General features: G+C 70.9%; 21 protein-coding genes. 6 read left to right on the top strand and 15 right to left on the bottom strand.

Annotated features, from left to right (window positions below):
- Positions 1-83: 83 nt before the first annotated feature.
- Positions 84-287: a PspC domain-containing protein gene (locus ACFYY2_RS06775; RefSeq protein ID WP_388737892.1), complete on the top strand. Its 204-nt coding sequence runs from the start codon at positions 84-86 to the stop codon at positions 285-287.
- A gap of 78 nt (positions 288-365) precedes the next feature.
- On the opposite strand, the gene ACFYY2_RS06770 is transcribed toward ACFYY2_RS06775, so the two are convergent.
- On the bottom strand, positions 366-668 hold the full coding sequence (locus tag ACFYY2_RS06770) for a hypothetical protein (RefSeq protein ID WP_388737890.1): 303 nt from the start codon (positions 666-668) through the stop codon (positions 366-368).
- 134 nt (positions 669-802) lie between these two features.
- A complete protein-coding gene (locus ACFYY2_RS06765) occupies positions 803-1,957 on the bottom strand; it encodes an adenosine deaminase (protein ID WP_388737887.1) in 1,155 nt (384 codons plus the stop codon).
- A gap of 103 nt (positions 1,958-2,060) precedes the next feature.
- On the opposite strand from ACFYY2_RS06765, the gene ACFYY2_RS06760 reads away from it, so the two are divergent.
- The gene (locus ACFYY2_RS06760; RefSeq protein ID WP_388737884.1) at positions 2,061-2,816 is read left to right on the top strand and encodes an alpha/beta hydrolase; all 756 of its coding nucleotides are present in this window, start codon (positions 2,061-2,063) and stop codon (positions 2,814-2,816) included.
- 28 nt (positions 2,817-2,844) lie between these two features.
- Here ACFYY2_RS06760 and ACFYY2_RS06755 read toward each other — a convergent pair whose 3' ends face one another.
- Positions 2,845-3,798, bottom strand: coding sequence for a LysR family transcriptional regulator (locus ACFYY2_RS06755; RefSeq protein WP_388737882.1), 954 nt, complete (start codon positions 3,796-3,798; stop codon positions 2,845-2,847).
- A gap of 62 nt (positions 3,799-3,860) precedes the next feature.
- Between ACFYY2_RS06755 and ACFYY2_RS06750 the strand changes: the two genes are divergently transcribed.
- The 4 genes from ACFYY2_RS06750 (at position 3,861) to ACFYY2_RS06735 (ending at position 7,341) form a co-directional block, all read left to right on the top strand.
- Positions 3,861-5,168, top strand: coding sequence for an MFS transporter (locus ACFYY2_RS06750; protein WP_388737879.1), 1,308 nt, complete (start codon positions 3,861-3,863; stop codon positions 5,166-5,168).
- Positions 5,169-5,256: 88 nt separating this feature from the next.
- Positions 5,257-5,973 (top strand): L,D-transpeptidase family protein, encoded by a 717-nt coding sequence (locus ACFYY2_RS06745; protein WP_388737876.1) that lies wholly within the window; start codon positions 5,257-5,259, stop codon positions 5,971-5,973.
- A 97-nt stretch (positions 5,974-6,070) separates the two neighbouring features.
- The gene (locus tag ACFYY2_RS06740; protein ID WP_388737874.1) at positions 6,071-7,060 is read left to right on the top strand and encodes a sigma-70 family RNA polymerase sigma factor; all 990 of its coding nucleotides are present in this window, start codon (positions 6,071-6,073) and stop codon (positions 7,058-7,060) included.
- Entirely contained in the window at positions 7,057-7,341 is a 285-nt protein-coding gene (locus ACFYY2_RS06735; RefSeq protein WP_388737871.1) for a hypothetical protein, read from the top strand. The genes ACFYY2_RS06740 and ACFYY2_RS06735 overlap by 4 nt, the downstream gene beginning before the upstream one ends.
- A 15-nt stretch (positions 7,342-7,356) precedes the next feature.
- Here the strand turns inward: ACFYY2_RS06735 and ACFYY2_RS06730 are convergent, their stop codons facing one another.
- The 12 genes from ACFYY2_RS06730 to ACFYY2_RS06675 form a co-directional block, all read right to left on the bottom strand.
- Positions 7,357-7,662, bottom strand: coding sequence for a lipid asymmetry maintenance protein MlaB (locus ACFYY2_RS06730; RefSeq protein WP_388737869.1), 306 nt, complete (start codon positions 7,660-7,662; stop codon positions 7,357-7,359).
- Positions 7,663-7,723: 61 nt separating this feature from the next.
- Positions 7,724-8,314: a Uma2 family endonuclease gene (locus tag ACFYY2_RS06725; protein WP_388737866.1), complete on the bottom strand. Its 591-nt coding sequence runs from the start codon at positions 8,312-8,314 to the stop codon at positions 7,724-7,726.
- 98 nt (positions 8,315-8,412) lie between these two features.
- A complete protein-coding gene (locus ACFYY2_RS06720; protein WP_388737864.1) occupies positions 8,413-9,690 on the bottom strand; it encodes a thymidine phosphorylase in 1,278 nt (425 codons plus the stop codon).
- A 137-nt stretch (positions 9,691-9,827) separates the two neighbouring features.
- Positions 9,828-10,223, bottom strand: a complete 396-nt coding sequence (locus ACFYY2_RS06715; protein WP_388737861.1) for a cytidine deaminase — start codon at positions 10,221-10,223, stop codon at positions 9,828-9,830.
- On the bottom strand, positions 10,220-11,482 hold the full coding sequence (locus ACFYY2_RS06710) for an ABC transporter permease (protein ID WP_388737858.1): 1,263 nt from the start codon (positions 11,480-11,482) through the stop codon (positions 10,220-10,222). Before ACFYY2_RS06710 ends, ACFYY2_RS06715 begins: the two co-directional genes overlap by 4 nt.
- Positions 11,479-12,597, bottom strand: a complete 1,119-nt coding sequence (locus ACFYY2_RS06705) for an ABC transporter permease (protein WP_388737856.1) — start codon at positions 12,595-12,597, stop codon at positions 11,479-11,481. The genes ACFYY2_RS06710 and ACFYY2_RS06705 overlap by 4 nt, the downstream gene beginning before the upstream one ends.
- Positions 12,594-14,180 (bottom strand): ABC transporter ATP-binding protein, encoded by a 1,587-nt coding sequence (locus ACFYY2_RS06700; RefSeq protein WP_388738611.1) that lies wholly within the window; start codon positions 14,178-14,180, stop codon positions 12,594-12,596. The genes ACFYY2_RS06705 and ACFYY2_RS06700 overlap by 4 nt, the downstream gene beginning before the upstream one ends.
- Positions 14,181-14,414: 234 nt before the next feature.
- The gene (locus ACFYY2_RS06695; protein WP_388737854.1) at positions 14,415-15,470 is read right to left on the bottom strand and encodes a BMP family protein; all 1,056 of its coding nucleotides are present in this window, start codon (positions 15,468-15,470) and stop codon (positions 14,415-14,417) included.
- 138 nt (positions 15,471-15,608) lie between these two features.
- Positions 15,609-16,850, bottom strand: a complete 1,242-nt coding sequence (locus ACFYY2_RS06690; protein ID WP_388737850.1) for an amidohydrolase — start codon at positions 16,848-16,850, stop codon at positions 15,609-15,611.
- Between the two features lie 292 nt (positions 16,851-17,142).
- A complete protein-coding gene (locus tag ACFYY2_RS06685) occupies positions 17,143-18,186 on the bottom strand; it encodes a hypothetical protein (protein WP_388737848.1) in 1,044 nt (347 codons plus the stop codon).
- Between the two features lie 11 nt (positions 18,187-18,197).
- Positions 18,198-19,133 (bottom strand): N-acetylneuraminate synthase family protein, encoded by a 936-nt coding sequence (locus ACFYY2_RS06680; protein ID WP_388737845.1) that lies wholly within the window; start codon positions 19,131-19,133, stop codon positions 18,198-18,200.
- 12 nt (positions 19,134-19,145) lie between these two features.
- Positions 19,146-20,384, bottom strand: coding sequence for a cytidylyltransferase domain-containing protein (locus ACFYY2_RS06675; RefSeq protein ID WP_388737842.1), 1,239 nt, complete (start codon positions 20,382-20,384; stop codon positions 19,146-19,148).
- Positions 20,385-20,395: the final 11 nt, after the last annotated feature.

The following is a 20,395-nucleotide window of genomic DNA, read 5'->3' as shown; positions in this document are numbered from 1 at the left end:
TTCGCACCCCTTCGCGGAGTCACTATGGAGGTACCGGGAGCGCGACGGTGCAGCTCCCCGAACGGTTGACGAAGGAGCCCACCATGGCCGCACTTGTCCGCCCCGTCGAGGGACGCATGATCGGTGGGGTGTGCGCAGCGCTGGCACGGCGCTTCGGCACCTCCGCAGGGACGATGCGTGTCATCTTCCTGGTCTCGTGCCTGCTCCCCGGGCCCCAGTTCCTGCTCTACCTCGCCCTGTGGATTCTGCTCCCGTCGGAGAAGTCCCCGGCCGCGACGGCCTGGTGACCTGCGGGACCACGGGGGCACGACCTGTGGGGCGCGCACCCTGACCGGGTGCGCGCCCCACATGCGTGTACGGGAGGTTCAGCGGCCGATCGGCAGGACGCCGGTCAGGCCGCCGGCGGGCAGACCGCCGAGCAGGTTCGTGCCGGGGGCCGACAGGTCGTTGCTGCTGCCGCGCTGCTGCTGCTGGTCGAGGAGTCCGCCGGCCGCCTTCTGCACGGCGGGCAGGGCGTCGGTCACGGAGTCCAGCGCGATGTCGGCGGGCAGCGCGCCGGCCGCGGCGTCGAGGGGCACACCGACGGCGGAGGCACTGCCCGCACCGGCGGCGGCGAAAGCGGCACCGAGAGCGGCGACACCGAGGGTCCTGACAGCAGACTTCTTCATGAGGAATTCATCCTTGGGGAAGGGGATGTGAGCGGCTCTGCAAGTTAGTCAGGCCGATACCCCTCCCGCAAACATGCCGGGACACGGAAAACGGCCGGGACCGGATGATCCCGGCCGTTCCCCTTTTGGTCCGCTCAGCCGGCGAACGAGGAAGAACCGCTGGTGACAGCCGTCTGACGGAAGAGCCACTCGGACTTCAGCTCCGCATAACCGGGCTTGACGACGTCGTTGATCATCGCCAGACGTTCATCGAAAGGAATGAACGCTGATTTCATCGCATTGACTGTGAACCACTGCATGTCGTCGAGCGTGTATCCGAATGTCTCGGTCAGCCGCTCGAATTCCCGGCTCATGCTCGTACCGCTCATCAGCCGGTTGTCCGTATTCACGGTGGCGCGGAAATGCAGCTTCCGCAGCAGCCCGATCGGATGCTCGGCGTAGGAGGCGGCCGCGCCCGTCTGCAGGTTCGAGGTCGGGCAGAGCTCCAGCGGGATGCGCTTGTCGCGCACGTAGGAGGCGAGGCGGCCCAGGGTCACGCTGCCGTCGTCGGCGATCTCGATGTCGTCGATGATCCGCACACCGTGGCCGAGCCGGTCCGCGCCGCACCACTGCAGGGCCTGCCAGATGGACGGCAGCCCGAAGGCCTCGCCCGCGTGGATCGTGAAGTGGTTGTTCTCGCGCTTGAGGTACTCGAACGCGTCCAGGTGCCGGGTGGGGGGGAAGCCCGCCTCGGCGCCCGCGATGTCGAAGCCGACGACGCCCATGTCGCGGTAGCGGTTGGCGAGTTCGGCGATCTCCAGGGCGCGCGCGGCGTGCCGCATGGCGGTGAGGAGAGCGCCCACGCGGATGCGGTGGCCGTTCTCGCGGGCCCGGCGCTCGCCTTCGCGGAAGCCGTCGTTGACCGCCTCGACGACCTCCTCCAGGGTCAGGCCGTCCGTGAGGTGCTGCTCGGGCGCGTAGCGCACCTCGGCGTAGACGACTCCGTCCTCCGCGAGGTCCTCCGCGCACTCCGCGGCCACCCGGAACAGCGCGTCACGGGTCTGCATGACGGCACAGGTGTGGGCGAAGGTCTCCAGGTAGCGCTCCAGCGAACCGGAGTCGGCCGCCTCGCGGAACCAGAGGCCCAGCTTGTCGGGCTCGGTCTCGGGGAGTGCGTCGTAGCCCTGCGCCAGCGCCAGTTCGACGATCGTGCCGGGGCGGAGGCCGCCGTCGAGATGGTCGTGGAGCAGCACCTTGGGCGCGCGGCGGATCTGTTCGGGGCCGGGGACATTCCGGGTCTGGCTCGTCATTCGGGCACTCTAGCGCCTACGCGCGTAGATTGCCGAGCGCCGATGCGTAACAGTGACCGCGAAGCCGGGTGGCGTACACCCGCCCTTCTGACACTGTTCTGTCATGGCACAGCGCGCACTTCCCCTGCCTGCCGCCAGGCTGGGACGGGCCGTTCACACGGCCGGAGCAACACCCGAGGTCAGCGGAGTGGTCCTGCTGCTCCCCGACGGCGAGACCGACTCCCGGCGCCGCCCTTCCCCCCTGTCGTACGCGGCCCAGCTGCCACTGGCCCGGACCCTGGCCGGGGCGGGCCGCGAGGACGGGCTCGCGGTGCACGTCGTGCGCTACCGCAGCCGCGGCTGGAACGCCGGCGCCGATCCGGTGGCCGACGCCGAGTGGGCATCGGACGAGGTCGTGCGCCGCTACGGCGACGTCCCCGTCTGCCTCGTCGGGCACGGGATGGGCGGCCGGGCCGCCCTGCGGGGCGCGGGGCACACCGCCGTCAACTCCGTGCTGGCGATGGCACCCTGGCTTCCCGACGGCCCGGGCGAACCCGAACCGGTGAAGCACCTGGCCGGGCGCCGGGTGCTGATCGTGCACGGCACGAACGACGCCCGGTCGAATCCCGAGCTCTCCTACCGGCTGGCCGAGCGGGCCAAGAAGGCCAACCGGGACACCTGCAGATTCGAGGTCCACTCCGACGGACACGCCCTGCGCCAGCACCGCTCCGAGGTGATGGCGCTGGCCGCGGACTTCATACGGGGTTCGCTGTTCGCCCGGTCTTACGCCCGCCCGGTCGCCGACGCCTTCGCCGCTCCCCCGCCGCTCGGCCTGCGGATGCCGCTCGCCGCGGGGTTCGGGCGGTCGCTGCGGTACTGAGCCCGGGCGGCGCGGCGGCACGGGGGGCTCAGTCCGGCAGCAGGCTTCCCCTGCGCGACAGCAGGAACTGCTTGAAGGCGGCGACCGGTGGCGTGTCGGGGTGTCCGTCCAGCCAGGCGACCCCGATCTCCCGGGCCGCGCGGGGCGAGGTCACCGTCAGCTCGACCACTCCGGGCCTGGCGACGGCGGGCGGGGGGAGCAGGGCCACGCCGAGACCGGCCGCGACCAGACCGCGCAAGGTCTCGGCCTCCTCGCCCTCGAAGGCGATCCGCGGGCTGAAGCCGGCCTCGGCGCAGAGGTCGTCGGTGATCCGCCGCAGCCCGTAGCCGGCTTCGAGCGTCACGAACGTCTCGTCGGCGGCCTCGGCGAGGCGGATGCGGCGACGGCCCGCGAGCCGGTGGTCGTCGGGCACCACGAGGCGCAGCCGCTGCTCGTCGAGGCGCCGGGTGACGAGGTCGGGGGCGTCCGGTACGGGCGAGGTGAGGCAGAGGTCGAGCGCGCCCGCCCGCAGTCGTTCGATCATCGCCTCGCCGTAGTTCTGCACCAGTTGGAAGCGGACCCCGGGGTGGTCGGCGCGGAAGGCCCGGATCAGGGCGGGCACGGTCTCCGAACCCATCGTGTGCAGGAAGCCGAAGGCCACCTTGCCCGCCGTGGGATCGGCGTCGGCGCGCACCGAGTCGGCGGCCTTCTCCACCTCCGCCAGGGCGCGTTCGGCGGAGCCGAGGAAGGTACGGCCCGCGGGGGTGAGGGAGACGGTGCGGCCGCTGCGGGCGAACAGGGCGACGCCCAGGTCCTCCTCCAGCCGCACGATGGCGCGCGACAGCGTCGACTGCGGGACTCCGAGCTCCTGCGCGGCGCGCGTGACGTGTTCGTGCCGGGCCACCGCCTCGAAGTACGCCAGGCGGGGCGCGAGCACGGCGCGGATGTCTTCTTCGTAACTGCCGGGTGACAGCCGGGGCTGTGAGCTGTGTTGATGCGCCATGGGAACGATTATGAGGGTTTCATGCATTGGACGCATGAAACCTCGCGCTCTACGTTCGACGTATGCCTCCTGCCAGTACCGGGGCGTCCACCGTCGCGCTGGACGCCGCCGTTCCGTCTTCCGCCGCAGCCGCCTCACCGACCGCTCCGGACCGCCTCTCTCCCGGTGGTCCCGGCTACCGCCGCATGAGTCTCGCGCTCTTCGCCGCGGGGATCGCGACCTTCGCCCTCCTCTACTCGACCCAGGCGCTGCTGCCGGCCGTCTCCGCGTCCTTCGACGCCACGGCCGGGCAGGCGAGCTGGACGGTCTCGGCGGCGACCGGCGGGCTGGCGCTGTGCGTCCTGCCGCTGAGCGCGCTCTCCGAGCGCGTCGGGCGGCGGCAGATGATGACGGCCTCGCTGGCCGTCGCCGTCGTGATCGGGCTCCTGGTGCCCTTCGCGCCGTCGCTCGGCTGGCTGATCGCGCTGCGCGCGGTCCAGGGCGCGGCCCTGGCGGGACTGCCCGCGTCCGCGATGGCCTACCTGGCCGAGGAAGTGCGGCCCAAGGCACTCGTGGCGGCGATCGGGCTCTTCGTGGCGGGCAACAGCATCGGCGGCATGAGCGGCCGCATCCTCTCCGGCTGGGTCGCCCAGCTGTGGGGATGGCGCGTGGCGCTCGGCGCGATCGGGCTGCTCGCCGTGGCCTGCGCGCTGGTCTTCCACCTGATGATCCCGGCCGCCCGGCACTTCACCCCCTCCTCGCTCAACCCGAAGGCCCTGGCGAAGACGGTCACCGGCCACCTGTCCGATCCGCTGCTGCGGCGGCTGTACGCGATCGGCGCGCTGTTCATGACGGTCTTCGGCGCGGTCTACACCGTCATCGGCTACCGGCTCGTCGACGAGCCCTTCGGCCTTCCGCAGGGCATCGTCGGCTCGGTCTTCCTGGTCTACCTCGTCGGTACGGTCTCCTCCGCCGCCGCCGGCAGGCTGGTGGCCCGGCTGGGCCGCCGGGGGGCCCTCTACCTCGCCGTGTCCACGACGGCCGCCGGCCTGCTGCTCACGCTCGCCGGCGAGCTGGCCGCGGTCCTGGCGGGCCTCGTCCTCATCACGGCCGGGTTCTTCGCCGGACACGCGGTCGCCTCGTCGTCGGTCAGCCGCACGGCGACGACGGGCCGGGCGCAGGCTTCGGCGCTGTACCAGTCCGCCTACTACCTCGGCTCCAGCGCGGGCGGCACGCTCGGCGCGGTCGCCTTCCACGCCGGCGGCTGGGCCGGCACGGTCGCACTGGGTCTCCTGGCGGTCCTCGGTGTGCTGTCGATCACCCTGTTCGGCACCCGGGCGGCGCGGAGCGAGCGCATGAGGGCCGGAACCGTACCGGCTATGCACAACTGAGACCTTCCGGCCACAACCGCGGCGCCCCGGCGCACGTCCAACAAGCGGAGTCACTTACCGCGGACGGCGCGAAGGGGAGCAGGCGTACATGGGAATCATGGGGAAGACGGGCGGCATACGGACACGGCGCGGTGCCGTCCTGTCGGTCGCGGGACTGGTGGCGGCACCCGCCCTGGTGCTGGGCACCGGGACGGCCGCGCAGGCGGCGTCCTGCTCGGCGGGGACCGGTCCGTACCAGAAGCAGGTCGAGAAGTACCTGAAGCGGCCCGTCGACGGGCGGCAGTCCACTGCGGACTGCACCGCGATCCGGTCGTTCCAGACGGCGAAGGGCATCACACCGGCGGCCGGCTACGCGGGTCCGGTCACCTGGCGCACGATGAAGACGATCACCGCGCAGAAGGCTGCGGGGAAGAACCCCAACGCGGCGAAGAACTGCCCGACGAACAAGGGCCGGATCGCCTGCGTCGACCTGACCAGGCAGCTGAGCTGGATCCAGGACGGGTCGAAGCTGAAGTACGGTCCCGTGCCGGTGCGCACGGGCCGCAACGGCGCGGAGACGCGGACCGGATCGAAGAAGATCTACTGGCGCAACATCGACCACTGGTCGACGCTCTACGACGTCAGCATGCCGTACGCCCAGTTCTTCGACGGCGGCCAGGCGTTCCACTCGGTCACCAAGTCCATGTACAACAACCCGGGATCGGCCGGCTGCGTCAACATGCGCCCCGCCGACGCGAAGTCGTACTGGAAACTGCTGAAGGACGGCGACGACGTCTTCGTCTACGGGCGCAAGCCCGGCACCTGAGCAGCGCTTTCCCCGCTTCCCGCCCCTGTTGTCAGTGCCCTGCGGTAGCTTCCACAGTGCTGGGTGATCGGTGTCACAGCGCAACAGGGGTGGAGCGATGAGTGATCTGACGGCGGCGGCCGACGTGGACAGCCGTCTGGAGGGACACCGGGTCGAGCTGACCGGCTACTGCTACCGGATGCTCGGCTCGGCCTTCGAGGCGGAGGACGCCGTCCAGGACACGCTGGTGCGTGCCTGGCGGAACTTCGACAAGTTCGAGGGCCGTTCCTCGTTGCGCTCCTGGCTCTACCGGATCGCGACGAACGTCTGCCTGGACATGCTGAACGCCGGCAACAAGCGGGCCAGACCGGTGGATCTGACCGGACCCACCCCCCTCGCCCAGGCGGCGCTCAACCCCCTTCCCGAGAACACCTGGCTGGAGCCGATGCCCGACGGGCGCATCCTCCCGTCGATCGCCGACCCGGCCGAGGCCGCCGTGGCCCGTGAGTCGGTCCGCCTGGCGTTCGTCGCGGCGCTCCAGCACCTGCCGCCCAAGCAGCGGGCGGTGCTGATCCTCCGTGAGGTGCTGGCCTGGAAGGCGAGCGAGGTCGCGGAGCTGCTCGACACCTCGGTCGCCTCGGTCAACAGCGCCCTGCAGCGGGCCAGGGCGACCCTGTCGGACACGGAGGGCACCGCGCCCGACACGGCGAACCCGCTGGACGAGGAGCAGCGCAAGCTCCTCGACCGCTACGTCGCGGCGTTCGAGGGGTACGACATGGCGGCGCTGACGGCCCTGCTCCATGAGGACGCCGTGATGACCATGCCGCCGTTCGACCTCTGGCTGCGGGGGCACGACGACATCACCGGCTTCATGCTCAGCATCGGCGCGAGCTGCGCGGGTTCCCGTCTGGTGGCGACCGAGGCCAACGGGACCCCGGCCTTCGCGCACTACAAGCCCAATCCGGACGGTCCGGGGTTCGTGCCGTGGGCGGTGCAGGTCATCGACATCTCGGACGGTGCCATCACCGGGATGCACTGTTTCCTCGACACCCCGCGCTGGTTCCCGCTGTTCGGGCTTCCCGACCACCTGGACGCGGATCAGTCATGAGGCTCACACGGCCCGTGGTGATCGGCTGGGCCCTCCTGGTGGCGGGCGGCTGGGCGGCGACGCTGTGGCTGGGCGAGCCGTCCGCCACCGCGGGCCCCGACCCCGCCGCCGTCTCCGGCGCCCCGGCCGACGACACGTCTCCCGGGCCCCAGCCGGAGGGTTCGTGCGCGATGCCGTCCCCTTCGGCCGTCGCATCCCTCCCGCCGGGTGAGGAGATACCCGCGGAGTACGCCGACGGGCGCGCTCTGCTGGTCCTCTGCAGCTACAGCGAGTCCCGGTAGCGGCTCGGGGCCGGGTCACTCCTCGTCCGGCCCCAGGAGCGCCACCACGTCGGCCAGCCCGACCAGGTCGAGCAGCGCCCCGAGTTCGGCGGAGGGACGGCGCAGGCGCAGCCGGGCCCGACCGGTCCGGCGGGCGACCAGACCGAGCCGGGCTATCGCCTCCACCAGCGCCAGGTCCGCGTGCGTCACCCCGCCGACGTCGCAGTCGATCACCGCGGCATCGGGGCGGCAGGTCAGCAGGGCCTCAAGTTCGGCACACAGGCCCGGCACATCGGCGCGGGTGACGCGGCCGGTGACGACGAGGGCGGCGCTCGGAGTCATGGCATCCACACCACAGAGACCGGCTGGATGCCGGAAACTCATCGGCGGCCGGGCTCGCACCTCAGCTGACCGGGAGGATCCCCGTGTCCAGATCCAGCTCGAACGGCTCGGGAAGGGTGAGCGTCCCCCCGTACTCGACCACGTCGAGGACGCGGTAGGTGCCGTTGTCGGGGTCGCCGTGGAGCGTGGCGGTCGGGCGGCCCGAATGCCACGGATCGAGCAGCAGGAAGAGTCCGACGCCTGCCTTCGCGTATCCGTGCGCCTTCTTGACGCGGTCGTGGTCGGCGTTGGCCTGCGAGGTGATCTCGACGACCAGCAGGGCCTCCTCCGCGGGCACACGATTCCCCGGCCTCGTCGCCACCGTGCGCGGCACCACGAGGAGGTCGGGGATGTAGACACCCGCGCGTCCCGGCACCGAGACCCCGAGCGTCTGGTAGATCCCCCATTCCTCGGGGATGACCGCGTACAGCCTGCGCTGCAGCAGTGCCGCGGTGGTGTTGTGGTCCTTGGACGGAGGTGGAGACACGGTGACGATCCCCTCGATGATCTCCACCTTGCAGCCCTCGGGCGCGTCCGTCTCCTCCCAGATCCGGACGAGGTCGTCCCAGTCCTGGCCGTGGCCCGGCCCCGGACCGCCGGTGAGTGCGCTCATGGCGGTCTCCTCTTATCGGTGCGTCACCGAGTCCAGCATGCCGAACGGGACCGGTGGTGGTCCACCGGTCCCGTTCACCCGAAAGGGAAAGCAGCAGGTCAGGCGATGCGTTCCCGCACCACCGGCGTGGCGGTGAAGGGGGTGCCGGCCGGCGCGATGTCGTACGAGCCGGGCAGCGCCTTCAGGGCGTACTCGAACCTCGAAGGGGTGTCCGTGTGCAGGGTCATCAGCGGCTGGCCCTCGGTCACGGTGTCGCCGGGCTTGGCGTGCATCTCGACGCCCGCGCCCGCCTGCACCGGGTCCTCCTTGCGCGCGCGGCCCGCGCCGAGCCGCCAGGCGGCGACGCCGACGTCGTAGGCGTCCAGCCGGGTCAGTACGCCCGAGGAGGGGGCGCTGATCACGTGCTGCTCACGGGCGACGGGGAGCGGCGCGTCCGGGTCGCCGCCCTGGGCGGAGATCATGCGGCGCCACACGTCCATGGCGGAACCGTCGGCGAGGGCCTTCTCGGGGTCGGCGTCCTTGAGTCCGGCCGCGTCGAGCATCTCGCGGGCGAGCGCCAGGGTCAGGTCGATGACGTCCTTGGGGCCGCCGCCGGCCAGGACCTCGACGGACTCGCGGACCTCCAGGGCGTTGCCCGCTGTCAGGCCGAGCGGGGTCGCCATGTCCGTGAGGAGCGCGACGGTGCGCACACCGCTGTCGGTGCCCAGCGCGACCATGGTGGAGGCCAGTTCGCGGGCGTCCTCGATCGTCTTCATGAAGGCGCCGGAGCCGACCTTGACGTCCAGCACCAGGGCGCCGGTGCCCTCGGCGATCTTCTTGGACATGATCGAGCTGGCGATGAGCGGGATCGCCTCGACGGTGCCGGTGACGTCGCGCAGCGCGTACAGCTTCTTGTCGGCGGGGGCGAGGCCGTCACCGGCCGCGCAGATGACGGCGCCGGTGGTGTCGAGGACGTCGAGCATCTCGGCGTTGGAGATGTGGGCGCGCCAGCCGGGGATGGACTCAAGCTTGTCGAGCGTGCCGCCGGTGTGGCCGAGGCCCCGGCCGCTGAGCTGGGGCACGGCCGCGCCGCAGGCGGCGACCAGCGGGGCGAGGGGCAGGGTGATCTTGTCGCCGACGCCGCCCGTGGAGTGCTTGTCGGTGGTGGGGCGGGAGAGCGCCCCGAAGTCCATGCGCTCGCCGGAGGCGATCATCGCGGCGGTCCAGCGGGCGATCTCGGTGCGGTTCATGCCGTTGAGCAGGATCGCCATGGCCAGCGCGGACATCTGCTCGTCGGCGACCTCGCCGCGCGTGTACGCGTCGATGACCCAGTCGATCTGCTCGGGGCTGAGCTCGCCCCGGTCCCGCTTGGTGCGGATGACGGAGATGGCGTCCATGGGAGGGGAGTCCTTCCGGCCGGAGGGATGGGCGGGAGTCCTGTTGACTCTACGCGCATAGAGAGGAAACGTTCCGCCGCTCCGTTCCCCCGGCGGGCCGGTGCGGCGCGCCGGAGGAACGGAGCGGTGTGGGGGCACTACCCCAGGTGCTGCGGCCCGAACGACTGCGGCAGCATCTCGTCGAGCGTACGGAGCCCGTCGGGGGTCTCCAGGACGAGCTCGGGGCCGCCGAACTCGTAGAGCAGCTGACGGCAGCGCCCGCACGGCACGAGCACCGTGCCGGAACCGTCCACGCAGGTGAAGTGGGTCAGCCGGCCGCCGCCCGTAGCGGCGAGCTGCGACACCAGGCCGCACTCGGCGCACAGGCTGATGCCGTACGAGGCGTTCTCGACGTTGCACCCCGTGAGCACGCGGCCGTCGTCGACGAGGGCCGCCGCACCGACCGGGAAGTGCGAGTACGGGGCGTACGCCCGGGACATCGCGTCCCGGGCGGCCTCGCGCAGCGCTTCCCAGTCGACCGGGAGGGCGGTCACTTGCCCTCGCCCTTGCGGTACGGCACACCGTCCGCCTTCGGCGGCCGCAGCCGCTGCGCGGACAGGGCGAGCACCAGGAGCGTCGTGATGTACGGGGCGGCGTCGACGAACTGGCTCGGGACCTGGTCCGTCATGACGTACCAGATGAACAGCAGCGCGGAGAGGACGGCCGAGATCAGCGCGGGCAGGTACTTCTTCCGGTACAGCTGCCAGAACACGACGATCACCAGCAGGATGGCAAGGAGCAGCAGCATCGCGTGGACGTTCTCGGCGCCGCCGCGCAGCTTGAGGCTGTCGGTGAAGCCGAAGAGCCCGGCGCCCAGGGCCATGCCGCCCGGCATCCAGTTACCGAAGATCATCGCGGCGAGACCGATGTAGCCGCGGCCTCCGGTCTGGCCCTCCTGGTAGATGCTGGTCGCGACGATGGCCAGGAAGGCACCGCCGAGTCCGGCCAGACCGCCCGAGACGGTCACGGCGATGTACTTGTACTTGTAGACGTTGACGCCGAGCGTCTCCGCCGCGATCGGGCTCTCGCCGCAGGACCGCAGCCGCAGGCCGAACGACGTGCGCCACAGCAGGAACCAGGTGGCGGGGATGAGCAGCAGGGCGACGACGGTCAGCAGCGACAGGCCGGTGACCAGGCCGCCGATGATGCCGGCGAGGTCGGAGATGAAGAACCAGTGGTGTTGTTGCAGGTCCTGCATCCAGTCCGAGAGCCCTGGAATGGTGATCCTGTCGATCTCGTCCAGCCGCGGTGACTGCTTGGAGGAACCGCCGGGCTCCTGGGCGAAGGTGAAGTTCGACAGGTAGCGGGTGACGCCGACGGCGAGGATGTTGACGGCCACACCGGAGACGATGTGGTTCACGCCGAAGGTGACGGTGATGATGGCGTGCAACAGGCCGCCGAGCGCGCCGCCGATGATGCCGAACAGGACGCCCACCCAGGGGCCCCACTGGTATCCGGCCCAGGCACCGAACCAGGTGCCCAGGATCAGCATGCCTTCGAGGCCGATGTTGACGACACCGGCCCGCTCGGCCCACAGTCCGCCGAGACCGGCCAGGCCGATGGGAACGGCCAGCTCCAGCGCGCCGCTCACCTGGCCCACGGAGGTCACGTCGTCCGCGCCGCTGATCACCCGGACCAGCGAGACGAGGGCCAGCGCGCCCGCGATGATCAGCAGGATGACGGGCAGGGAGAGCTTGTGGCGGCCGCCGCCCTTCTGGGGGGCGACACGTGCGGCGGGGACTTGGGTGCTCACAGGGCCGCCTCCTTCTCGGTGGTGAGGGCGTGGCCGGCGGCGAGTTCCTCGCCGACCTTCTGCTGCTGGCGGCGGGTCCCGTAACGCCGGACGAGTTCGTAGCTGACGACGACCGAGATCACGATCAGGCCCTGGATGATCGTGGCGATCTCCTTCTCGAAGCCGTACTGGTCGAGCGGGGAGGACGCCTTGTCCAGGAAGGCGATCAGCAGTGCGCTGAGTGCGATGCCCACCGGGTGGTTACGGCCGAGCAGGGCGATGGTGATGCCGGTGAAGCCGAGGCCGACGGGGAAGTCGAGGCTGTAGGTGTGCGTGTCACCCAGCAGCGTCGGCATGCCGACCAGACCGGCGATGGCTCCGGAGATGAGCATCGACGTCATGATCATCTTCTTGGCGTCCACGCCGGACGCCTGGGCGGCGCTCTCGCTGGCGCCCGTGGCGCGCAGGTCGAAGCCGAAGCGGGTGCGGTTCAGGACGAACCAGTAGACGAGACCGCAGCCGATGGCGACGAAGGTGAATCCGTAGATCTCACCGGCCTCGGCGCCCAGGGAGAGGCCCGGGAACCAGCCGGCCTCCGGGATGTCGCCCGTGGTGAGGTTGTTGGAGCCCGCGGCCTGCTCACCGAAGTTCTTCGGCAGGATCAGCCAGGCGATCAGCGCGGTCGAGATCGAGTTGAGCATGATCGTCGCGACGACCTCGCTCACTCCGCGGGTGACCTTGAGGATGCCCGCGATACCGGCCCAGAACGCGCCGACCAGCATCGCCACGACCACGATCAGGGCGATCTGGAACGGCCCGGGGAGGCTGACGCTCGCGCCGACCAGGGCGGCCATCATCGCCGCGAGCCGGTACTGCCCGTCGACGCCGATGTTGAAGAGGTTCATCCGGAAGCCGACCGCGACCGCGAGAGCGGCGAGGTAGTACGTACCGGCCTGGTTGACGATCAGGACCTGTACGTCGCTGTACGAGACCTGCTCGAACAGCAGCCGGTACAGCTCGAACGGGTCGCGGTTCGAGATGAGCAGCACCACGGTGCTGAGCACGAACGCGACGACCAGGGCGAGTACCGGGCCGGCGAAGCCCAGGATCAGCCGGTCCTTGTCGATTTTCTTCATCGGGCCTCGTCCTCCGGTGCTGCTTCGAGGTGACCGGCGGCGGCACCGGTCATGGCCGAGCCCAGTTCCTCGGGGGTGATGGTGGCGGGATCGGCGTCCGCGACCAGCTGCCCGCGGTACATGACGCGCAGCGTGTCGGAGAGCCCGATCAGCTCGTCCAGGTCCGCCGAGATGAGCAGGACCGCGAGTCCTTCACGGCGCGCGGCGCGGATCTGGTCCCAGATCTGCGCCTGGGCGCCGACGTCCACCCCTCGGGTGGGGTGGGCGGCGATCAGCAGCTTCGGGGCGTGGCTCATCTCGCGGCCGACGATCAGCTTCTGCTGGTTGCCGCCGGACAGGGAAGCGGCGGTGACCTCGATGCCGGGGGTCCTGACGTCGTACTCGCGCACGATCCGCTCGGTGTCGGCGCGGGCGGCCTTGGGGTCGAGCAGCCAGCCCCTGCTGTTGGGCTTCTCGGTGACGTGGCCGAGGATGCGGTTCTCCCAGAGCGGGGCGTCCAGCAGGACCCCGTGCCGGTGACGGTCCTCGGGGATGTAGCCGATGCCGTCCTCCCGCCGCTTGCGGGTGGGGGCGTGGGAGATGTCGTCGGCGTCCAGCGTGATGACGCCGCTGTCCGGGGCCCGCATGCCGATGAGGGCCTCGATCAGCTCGGTCTGGCCGTTGCCCTCGACCCCGGCGATGCCGAGGACCTCGCCCTTGTGGATCGTGAATCCGATGTCGGCCAGGACGTCACGCACGACGCCGTCCGGGTCGGTCAGGCTGAGGGAGAGGTTCTGGACGCGCAGCATCGGCACGTCCGTCACCGTGGACTCGCGGGTCTCCGGCGACGGGAGCTCGCTGCCGACCATCAGCTCGGCGAGCTGCTTGGTCGTGGTGTTCGCGGGATCGGCCGTACCCACCGTCGTGCCCCGCCGGATCACCGTGATCTCGTCGGCGACGGAGAGGACCTCTCCGAGCTTGTGCGAGATGAAGATGACGGTGAGGCCCTCGGCCTTCAGCTCGCGGAGGTTCGCGAAGAGCGCGTCCACCTCCTGCGGGACCAGCACGGCGGTCGGCTCGTCCAGGATGAGGATGCGGGCGCCGCGGTAGAGGACCTTGAGGATCTCCACGCGCTGGCGGTCGGCGACGCCGAGGTCCTCGACGAGCGCGTCGGGCCTGACCCCGAGGCCGTACGCGTCGGAGATCTCCATGATCTTCTTGCGCGCGGCGGGTCCGATGCCGTGCAGCTTCTCGCCGCCGAGGACGACGTTCTCCAGGACGGTGAAGTTGTCCGCGAGCATGAAGTGCTGGTGGACCATGCCGATGCCGCGCGCGATGGCGTCACCGGGGTTGCCGAACGAGACCTGCTCGCCGTCCACGGCGATGGTGCCCTCGTCCGGCTTCTGCATGCCGTAGAGGATCTTCATCAGGGTGGACTTGCCGGCGCCGTTCTCACCGACGAGGGCGTGGACCGTGCCCTTGCGTACGGTGATGGCGATGTCGTGGTTGGCCACGACGCCGGGGAAGCGCTTGGTGATGCCGTGCAGTTCTACGGCAGGGGGACTGCTGGACGCGTTGATGACGCACTCTCCTTGACCGGACAGGAGCGAAAGCACAGGGGCAGGGGGGCGGGGTGAAGTTATCGCGCCTGAGAGCTGTCTACACGCGTAGCGCTGCCGAATCGTGAAGCGTAGGCGCACGGCACGGCCCGAATACGGGGTACGAGCCTGTGCGAGCAGGGCACTGCGACGGGCACAACTTCGTCTTGGAGCACCCCACGGGCCCGGAGCGGCGGTGCGCTCCGGGCCCACGGGAAACCAGCGTGACGACCGGGGTCGTTACGGGGTGGTCTTGACGGTGATCTTGCCGTCGATGATCTCCTGCTTCGCCTTGTTCACGGCGGCGATGACATCGGTCATGCCGGTGAAGGCCGGGTTGGACATGGCCAGGCCGACGCCGTCCTTGTCGAGGCCGTAGCGGACCTCACCGGACTCGGGCTTGCCGTCCTTGACCGACTTGATCAGGTTGAAGACGGAGTCCTCGACGTCCTTGGTGACCGAGGTCAGGATCGACTCCTTGTAGGCGGCGAGACCCTTCTGCTGGTACTGGTCGGAGTCGACGCCGATGTTCCACTTGCCGGCCTTGGAGACGGCCTCGATCGCACCGGTACCGGCCAGACCGGCGGCCGAGTAGACCACGTCGGCGCCCTTGTCGAGCTGGCCCTGGGCGGCGGCCTTGCCGAGGTCGGGCTTGGAGAAGCCCGAGAAGTCCGGCGGCTGGGTCAGGTACTGCGGGAGCACGTTCACCGAGGAGTCGGTGTCCTTGACGCCCTGGATGAAGCCGGCCTCGAACTTCTTGATCAGCGGGGTCTCGACACCACCGATGAAGCCGACCTTCTTGGTCTTGGTGACCTTGGCGGCGGCGACGCCGGCGAGGTAGGAGCCCTGCTCCTCGTTGAAGACGATGTTGGCGATGTTGGCGCCGGTGACCGAGGCGTCGTCGATGATGCCGAAGGTGGTCTTCGGGAACTTCGGCGCGACCTTCTTGATCGCGGGCGCGTAGGCGAAGCCGACACCGATGACCGGGTTGTTGCCGGCGCGGGCGAGCGAGGTCAGACGCTGGACCTTGTCCGCGTCCGACTCGCCCTCGGAGGGCTCGGCCTCGGTGGCCTTGACGCCGAGGTCCTTCTCGGCCTTGACGAGACCCGCGTAGGCGGCGTCGTTGAACGACTGGTCGCCGCGGCCACCGATGTCGTAGGCGAGGGCGGTTTTGTTGCCCTTGGAGTCGGACGTGCTGCTGCCGCTGTCCGACGACGAGTCGCCACACGCACTGACGCTGAGCGCAAGTGCCGCGGACATGGCGCCCGCGGTGGCAATCCTAGTGATCCGGCGCAAGGGAAGGCTCCTTCAAACCTGACCGAAGCGCCTCTTCCGGCGCTGGTTTCGCCGCGATCGTAACGCGCGTAGATGTCAGTTAAGCCCCTGTACGGAAGCCGTTATCGGATCGTCGCGAACAGGAGGTGTCCTGGCCGGTTACGAGCCGTTGCCGTCCAGCAACGCTGCGGCGGTGAAGAGCTCCACCCCGACCGTGATCGCTTCCTCGTCCACGTCGAAGTTTCCGCGGTGCAGGTCCAGACCGCGCGTGTCGCCGGGCGTCCGCACTCCGAGCCTGGCCATGGCCCCCGGGACCCGCTCCAGGTACCAGGAGAAATCCTCTCCGCCGAGGCTCTGCTCGGTGTCCTCGATCGCATACGATCCGCGGCGGATCGTCATGGCGGCGTCGAGCAGGCCGATGGACTCCGCGTCGTTCACCACCGGCGGGACGCCGCGGATGTAGTTGATCACGGTCTTCGCCCGGTGCATTCCGGCCACCTCGTCGACCGCGGCGTGCACCATGTCGGGAGCCTGCCGCCAGGTGGCCAGATCGAGGCAGCGCACGGTGCCGGACAGCTCGGCGTGCTGCGGGATGACGTTGGGGGCGTGTCCCGTCTCCAGACGGCCCCAGGTGAGGGCGAGCCCGGACCGGGCGTCGACCCGCCGGGCGAGCAGTGCCGGCACGTCGGTGGCCACCCTGGCCGCCGCGGTGACCAGGTCGGTGGTCAGGTGGGGCCGGGCGGTGTGCCCGCCGGGGCCGTCGAGGGTGATCTCCAGGCGGTCGCAGGCGGAGGTGATCGGACCGATGCGCAACCCGATCTTCCCCACGTCCACCTTCGGGTCGCAGTGCACGGCGAGGATCCGCCCGACCCCGTCGAGCACCCCGGCCTCGATCGCGTCCGCCGCACCGCCGGGCAGCACCTCCTCGGCGGGCTGGAAGAGCAGCCGCACGGGGCGGGGCAGCAGCCCCTGCCGGTCGAGGGCGGTGAGGACGAGGCCGGCGCCGAGCACCGTCGTCGTGTGCACGTCGTGCCCGCAGGCGTGCGCGCGGTCGGGCACGGTGGACCGGTAGGAGACGCCCGCCTTCGTGTCGGGGATCGGCAGGGCGTCGATGTCCCCGCGCAGGGCCAGCATGGGCGTCACGCCGTCCCACTCGCCCACGTCGCAGACCAGCCCGGTCCCCGAGGCGAGCACTCTGGGCCGGAGTCCCGCGCGCTCCAGCCGCGCCTTGACGGCCGCCGTGGTGCGGAACTCCTGGTTGCCGAGCTCGGGGTGCATGTGGAGGTCACGCCGGAAGGCGATCAGCTCGGCGCGCAGCTCGTCGGACAGCGAGCCGGGCAGTGCGGCTCCGTCTGTCGGCTGGGCTTCGGCCTGGGGCACACGCGTCTTCAACTGGTTCACCCAGTCAAGGGTAGGCCCCCGGAGCACTCAACTGGCTGGAGATCACCAAAAGTTCAGCCGCTCAGGGGAACAAAAAGCGCCTCGAAGGGTGTGATGGACCGGGGCGATGGGTAAACTCGCCCGATTTTCCACCACAGTGCGAGTGAAGCGCGAGACGAGAGCACGGGACGGAGCCGTGCATCGCGCGAGAGGCGGCCGCCGTCCCCGGCGCGTTCCCCGCCGGATACACCCGAACGGGTGAGCCGACGGGGACTGAGGTGCGGGACCGGCGTTCCGGTGTCAAGGGCCTCCCTCAGCCCTCCGCCACCGCCGTGACCCGCCAGGGTGCCAGCCGCTGCACGTCCCGGGCGGTCTCCGTGACCCCGCTCAGGAACCCCTGCGCGCGGGGGGAGGCCGTGTCGCGCAGCCACTCCGGCGCTATGTCGCACACCGCGACCTTCACGCCCGTGCCGGCGAGGGCCAGCGGCAGCGTGTGCACCACCGTGGACGGGAAGCTCAGCACCGTGTGGCCGATGGGACCGCGGCGGGCGATGAGTTCCAGGGGGAGGTCGGGGCGGACGATCTCCAGACCGGTGGCGGCCTCCAGTGCGTGGAGCTTGTCGGCGGACTCGCGGCGGTGCGCGAAGTAGCGGGTCGCGCCGTGGGTACGGGCCAGCGTGCTCACCGCCTCCTGGTACGGGACGGGGTCGACGACGCCCGTCTCGACCAGGGAGGTGCCGACCAGGTCGGCGCCCTTGGTGATGCGGGGCGGGCCGAAGCGCTCCCGGGTCCAGGCGAACGTGTTCGCCGTGACCTCGACGCCTTCGGGCGCCTGGACGGGCATGGCGGTGAACACCTCGACGGTGCGGGAGGCCGACGGCGTGAAGCTGCGGCGGGCCGCGGAGGCGACCGGCGCCATCAGCAGTTCGCGCGGGCCCCCGCTGCCCCTCCGGTGCCAGCGCACGAGGCGCTCGCCGCGGGCCAGCTGGGCGACGAACTCCATGGTGGCCGTGCCGTCGTCGACCACCGTGATCCGGCGGGCGCGGACCAGGCTGAGGAGCAGGTGCACGTACCGGGAGAACGGGTCCCCGATGACGATGCGGTCGGCCTTGCGGATCAGGCCGGTGAGCGCCCGCAGGGCCCTGAGAGGCGCGCCGGTCTCCCCGCGCGCCTCCTGCCAGCGGACGGTGACGCCCTCGTCGCGGGCCAGCTCCGCCATCCTGCGCAGCTGTCCGCGCGACATCGGGTCGACCGGGGGGAGGACGACGATCGTGGTGGCGTCGGTTCCTCCCCGGGTGTGGGTCCACTCCAGGACGTTCAGGAGCTGGACCGGGCTCTCGACGAAGGCGAGGTTCACCGGTCGGCCCGTCAGACCGCGACCGGCTCGGCGGCCGGCGCGTTCTCGGTCTCGGAGACGACGCCCGCGACCCGGCGGAGCTTCTTCATCGGGCCGAGCTCGGACTCGTAGACCTTCTTGACGCCGTCACCGAGGGACGCCTCGATGGTGCGGATGTCGCGGACGAGGCGGGTGAGGCCCTGCGGCTCGACCGAGGCGGCCTGGTCGGAGCCCCACATCGCGCGGTCCAGGGTGATGTGACGCTCGACGAAGGTGGCGCCGAGCGCGACGGCGGCGAGGGTCGTCTGGAGGCCGGTCTCGTGGCCGCTGTAGCCGATCGGCACGTTCGGGTACTCCTGCTGCAGGGTGTTGATGACCCGCAGGTTGAGCTCCTCGGCCTTCGCCGGGTACGTCGAAGTGGCGTGGCAGAGCAGGATGTTGTCGCTGCCGAGGACCTCGACCGCGTGACGGATCTGCTTCGGCGTCGACATGCCGGTGGAGAGGATCACGGTGCGGCCGGTGGCGCGCAGCGCGCGCAGCAGCTCGTCGTCCGTGAGGGAGGCGGAGGCGACCTTGTGGGCCGGGACGTCGAACTTCTCCAGGAAGGCGACGGCCTCGGTGTCCCACGGGGAGGCGAACCAGTCGATGCCGCGCTTGGCGCAGTGCTCGGCGATGGTCGTGTACTCGGCCTCGCCGAACTCGACGCGGTGGCGGTAGTCGATGTAGGTCATCCGGCCCCAGGGGGTGTCGCGCTCGATGTCCCACTGGTCGCGGGGGGTGCAGATCTCGGGCGTGCGCTTCTGGAACTTGACGGCGTCGCAGCCGGCTTCGGCGGCCACGTCGATCAGCGCGAGGGCGTTGTCGAGGTCGCCGTTGTGGTTGATGCCGATCTCACCCGTGATGTAGACGGGCTGCCCGGGGCCGGCGATGCGGGGGCCGAACGTGCGGAGGCGCGAGGTGCTGGTCATGGTGGTGCTTCCTTACTTGGCGGGGGCGTTGGGAGAGTCGGTCGTGAGGGTGGGGCCGAGGAGCCAGGCCGCGATCTCGCGGATGGCCCCGAAACCACCGGGGTTGGTGGTCACGGCGCGCGCGGCGGCACGCACCGAGTCGTGGGCGCTCGCCACGGCGACGGGCCAGCCCGCCAGTCCGAAGCAGGCCAGGTCGTTGACGTCGTTGCCGACGTAGAGCACGCGGTCGGGAGCGATGGACTGCTCCTCGCACCACTGCTTGAGTGCCAGGTCCTTGCGGTCGATGCCGTGCAGGACGGGGACCTGGAGCTTGCGGGCCCGGGCGGCGACGACCGGGTTCTGTTCCGTGGACAGGATCAGGAGCGGCAGGCCGGACTTGCGCAGGGCGGCGATGCCGAGGCCGTCGCCGCGGTGCACGGCCACGGTCTCGCGGCCGTCGGAGTCGACGAGGACGCGGTCGTCGGTCTGCGTGCCGTCGAAGTCGAGCACGACGGCGTCGATGTCCGCCCGGGTGGGCAGCGGCGAGGGGTCCAGGAGCGGGGCGAGGGCGCGGGCGCGGGCCAGGTCGTGCGGGTCGTCGATCTCCAGGACCCGGGCCGGGTCGGTCGGCACGAGCGCGGTGCGGCCGAAGAAGCGGTGGCGGTGGGTGCGGAAGCCGACGGCGTCCATGGCGTACGCGGCGCCGGTCTCCAGGTGGTCCTGGGGCCGGTCCTGACGCCGGGGGCGTACGGCCTTGTCGTGGTTGACGCCGTAGGTGCCGTCCTCGGCCGCGCTGCCGTCGCGCCACACGAACCCGTGGAAGGCGGCCACCGTCAGGGCGGTGTCGGCCCCGTCGCGGGCGACCGCCGTGGCGACCCCGTCGATGTCCTCACGCGTGATGAAGGGGCTCGTGCACTGGACCAGGAGGACCACGTCGGCCGTCCGGCCGTGCCCCATCGCCTCGTACGCGTCCAGGGCGTGCAGGACCGCGGCCTCGCTGGTCGCGGTGTCTCCCGAGATGGCCGCGGGGCGCTGCACGCAGTGGAGCCGGGCGGCCTCGCCCAGCGCTTCGGCGGCGGACCGGGCGGCGTCGGCGATGGCCGGGTCGTCGGTGGTGACGACGACGTCCGTGACCTCGGGCGAGGCGAGGCAGGCGCGGACGGCCCGGGCGACGAGCGGCACACCGCCCACCTGGGCGAGGTTCTTGGCCGGCACGCCCTTGGATCCGCCGCGGGCGGGGATCACGGCGAGCACGGTGGGGGGCGGGGTCATGGAGGCTCCTG

The organism is Streptomyces sp. NPDC001822 (assembly GCF_042892135.1).
Classification (GTDB): Bacteria; Actinomycetota; Actinomycetes; order Streptomycetales; family Streptomycetaceae; genus Streptomyces.
The sequence above is the reverse complement of the archived record's forward strand: the minus strand, read 5'-3'. Positions and strand labels throughout refer to the sequence as shown.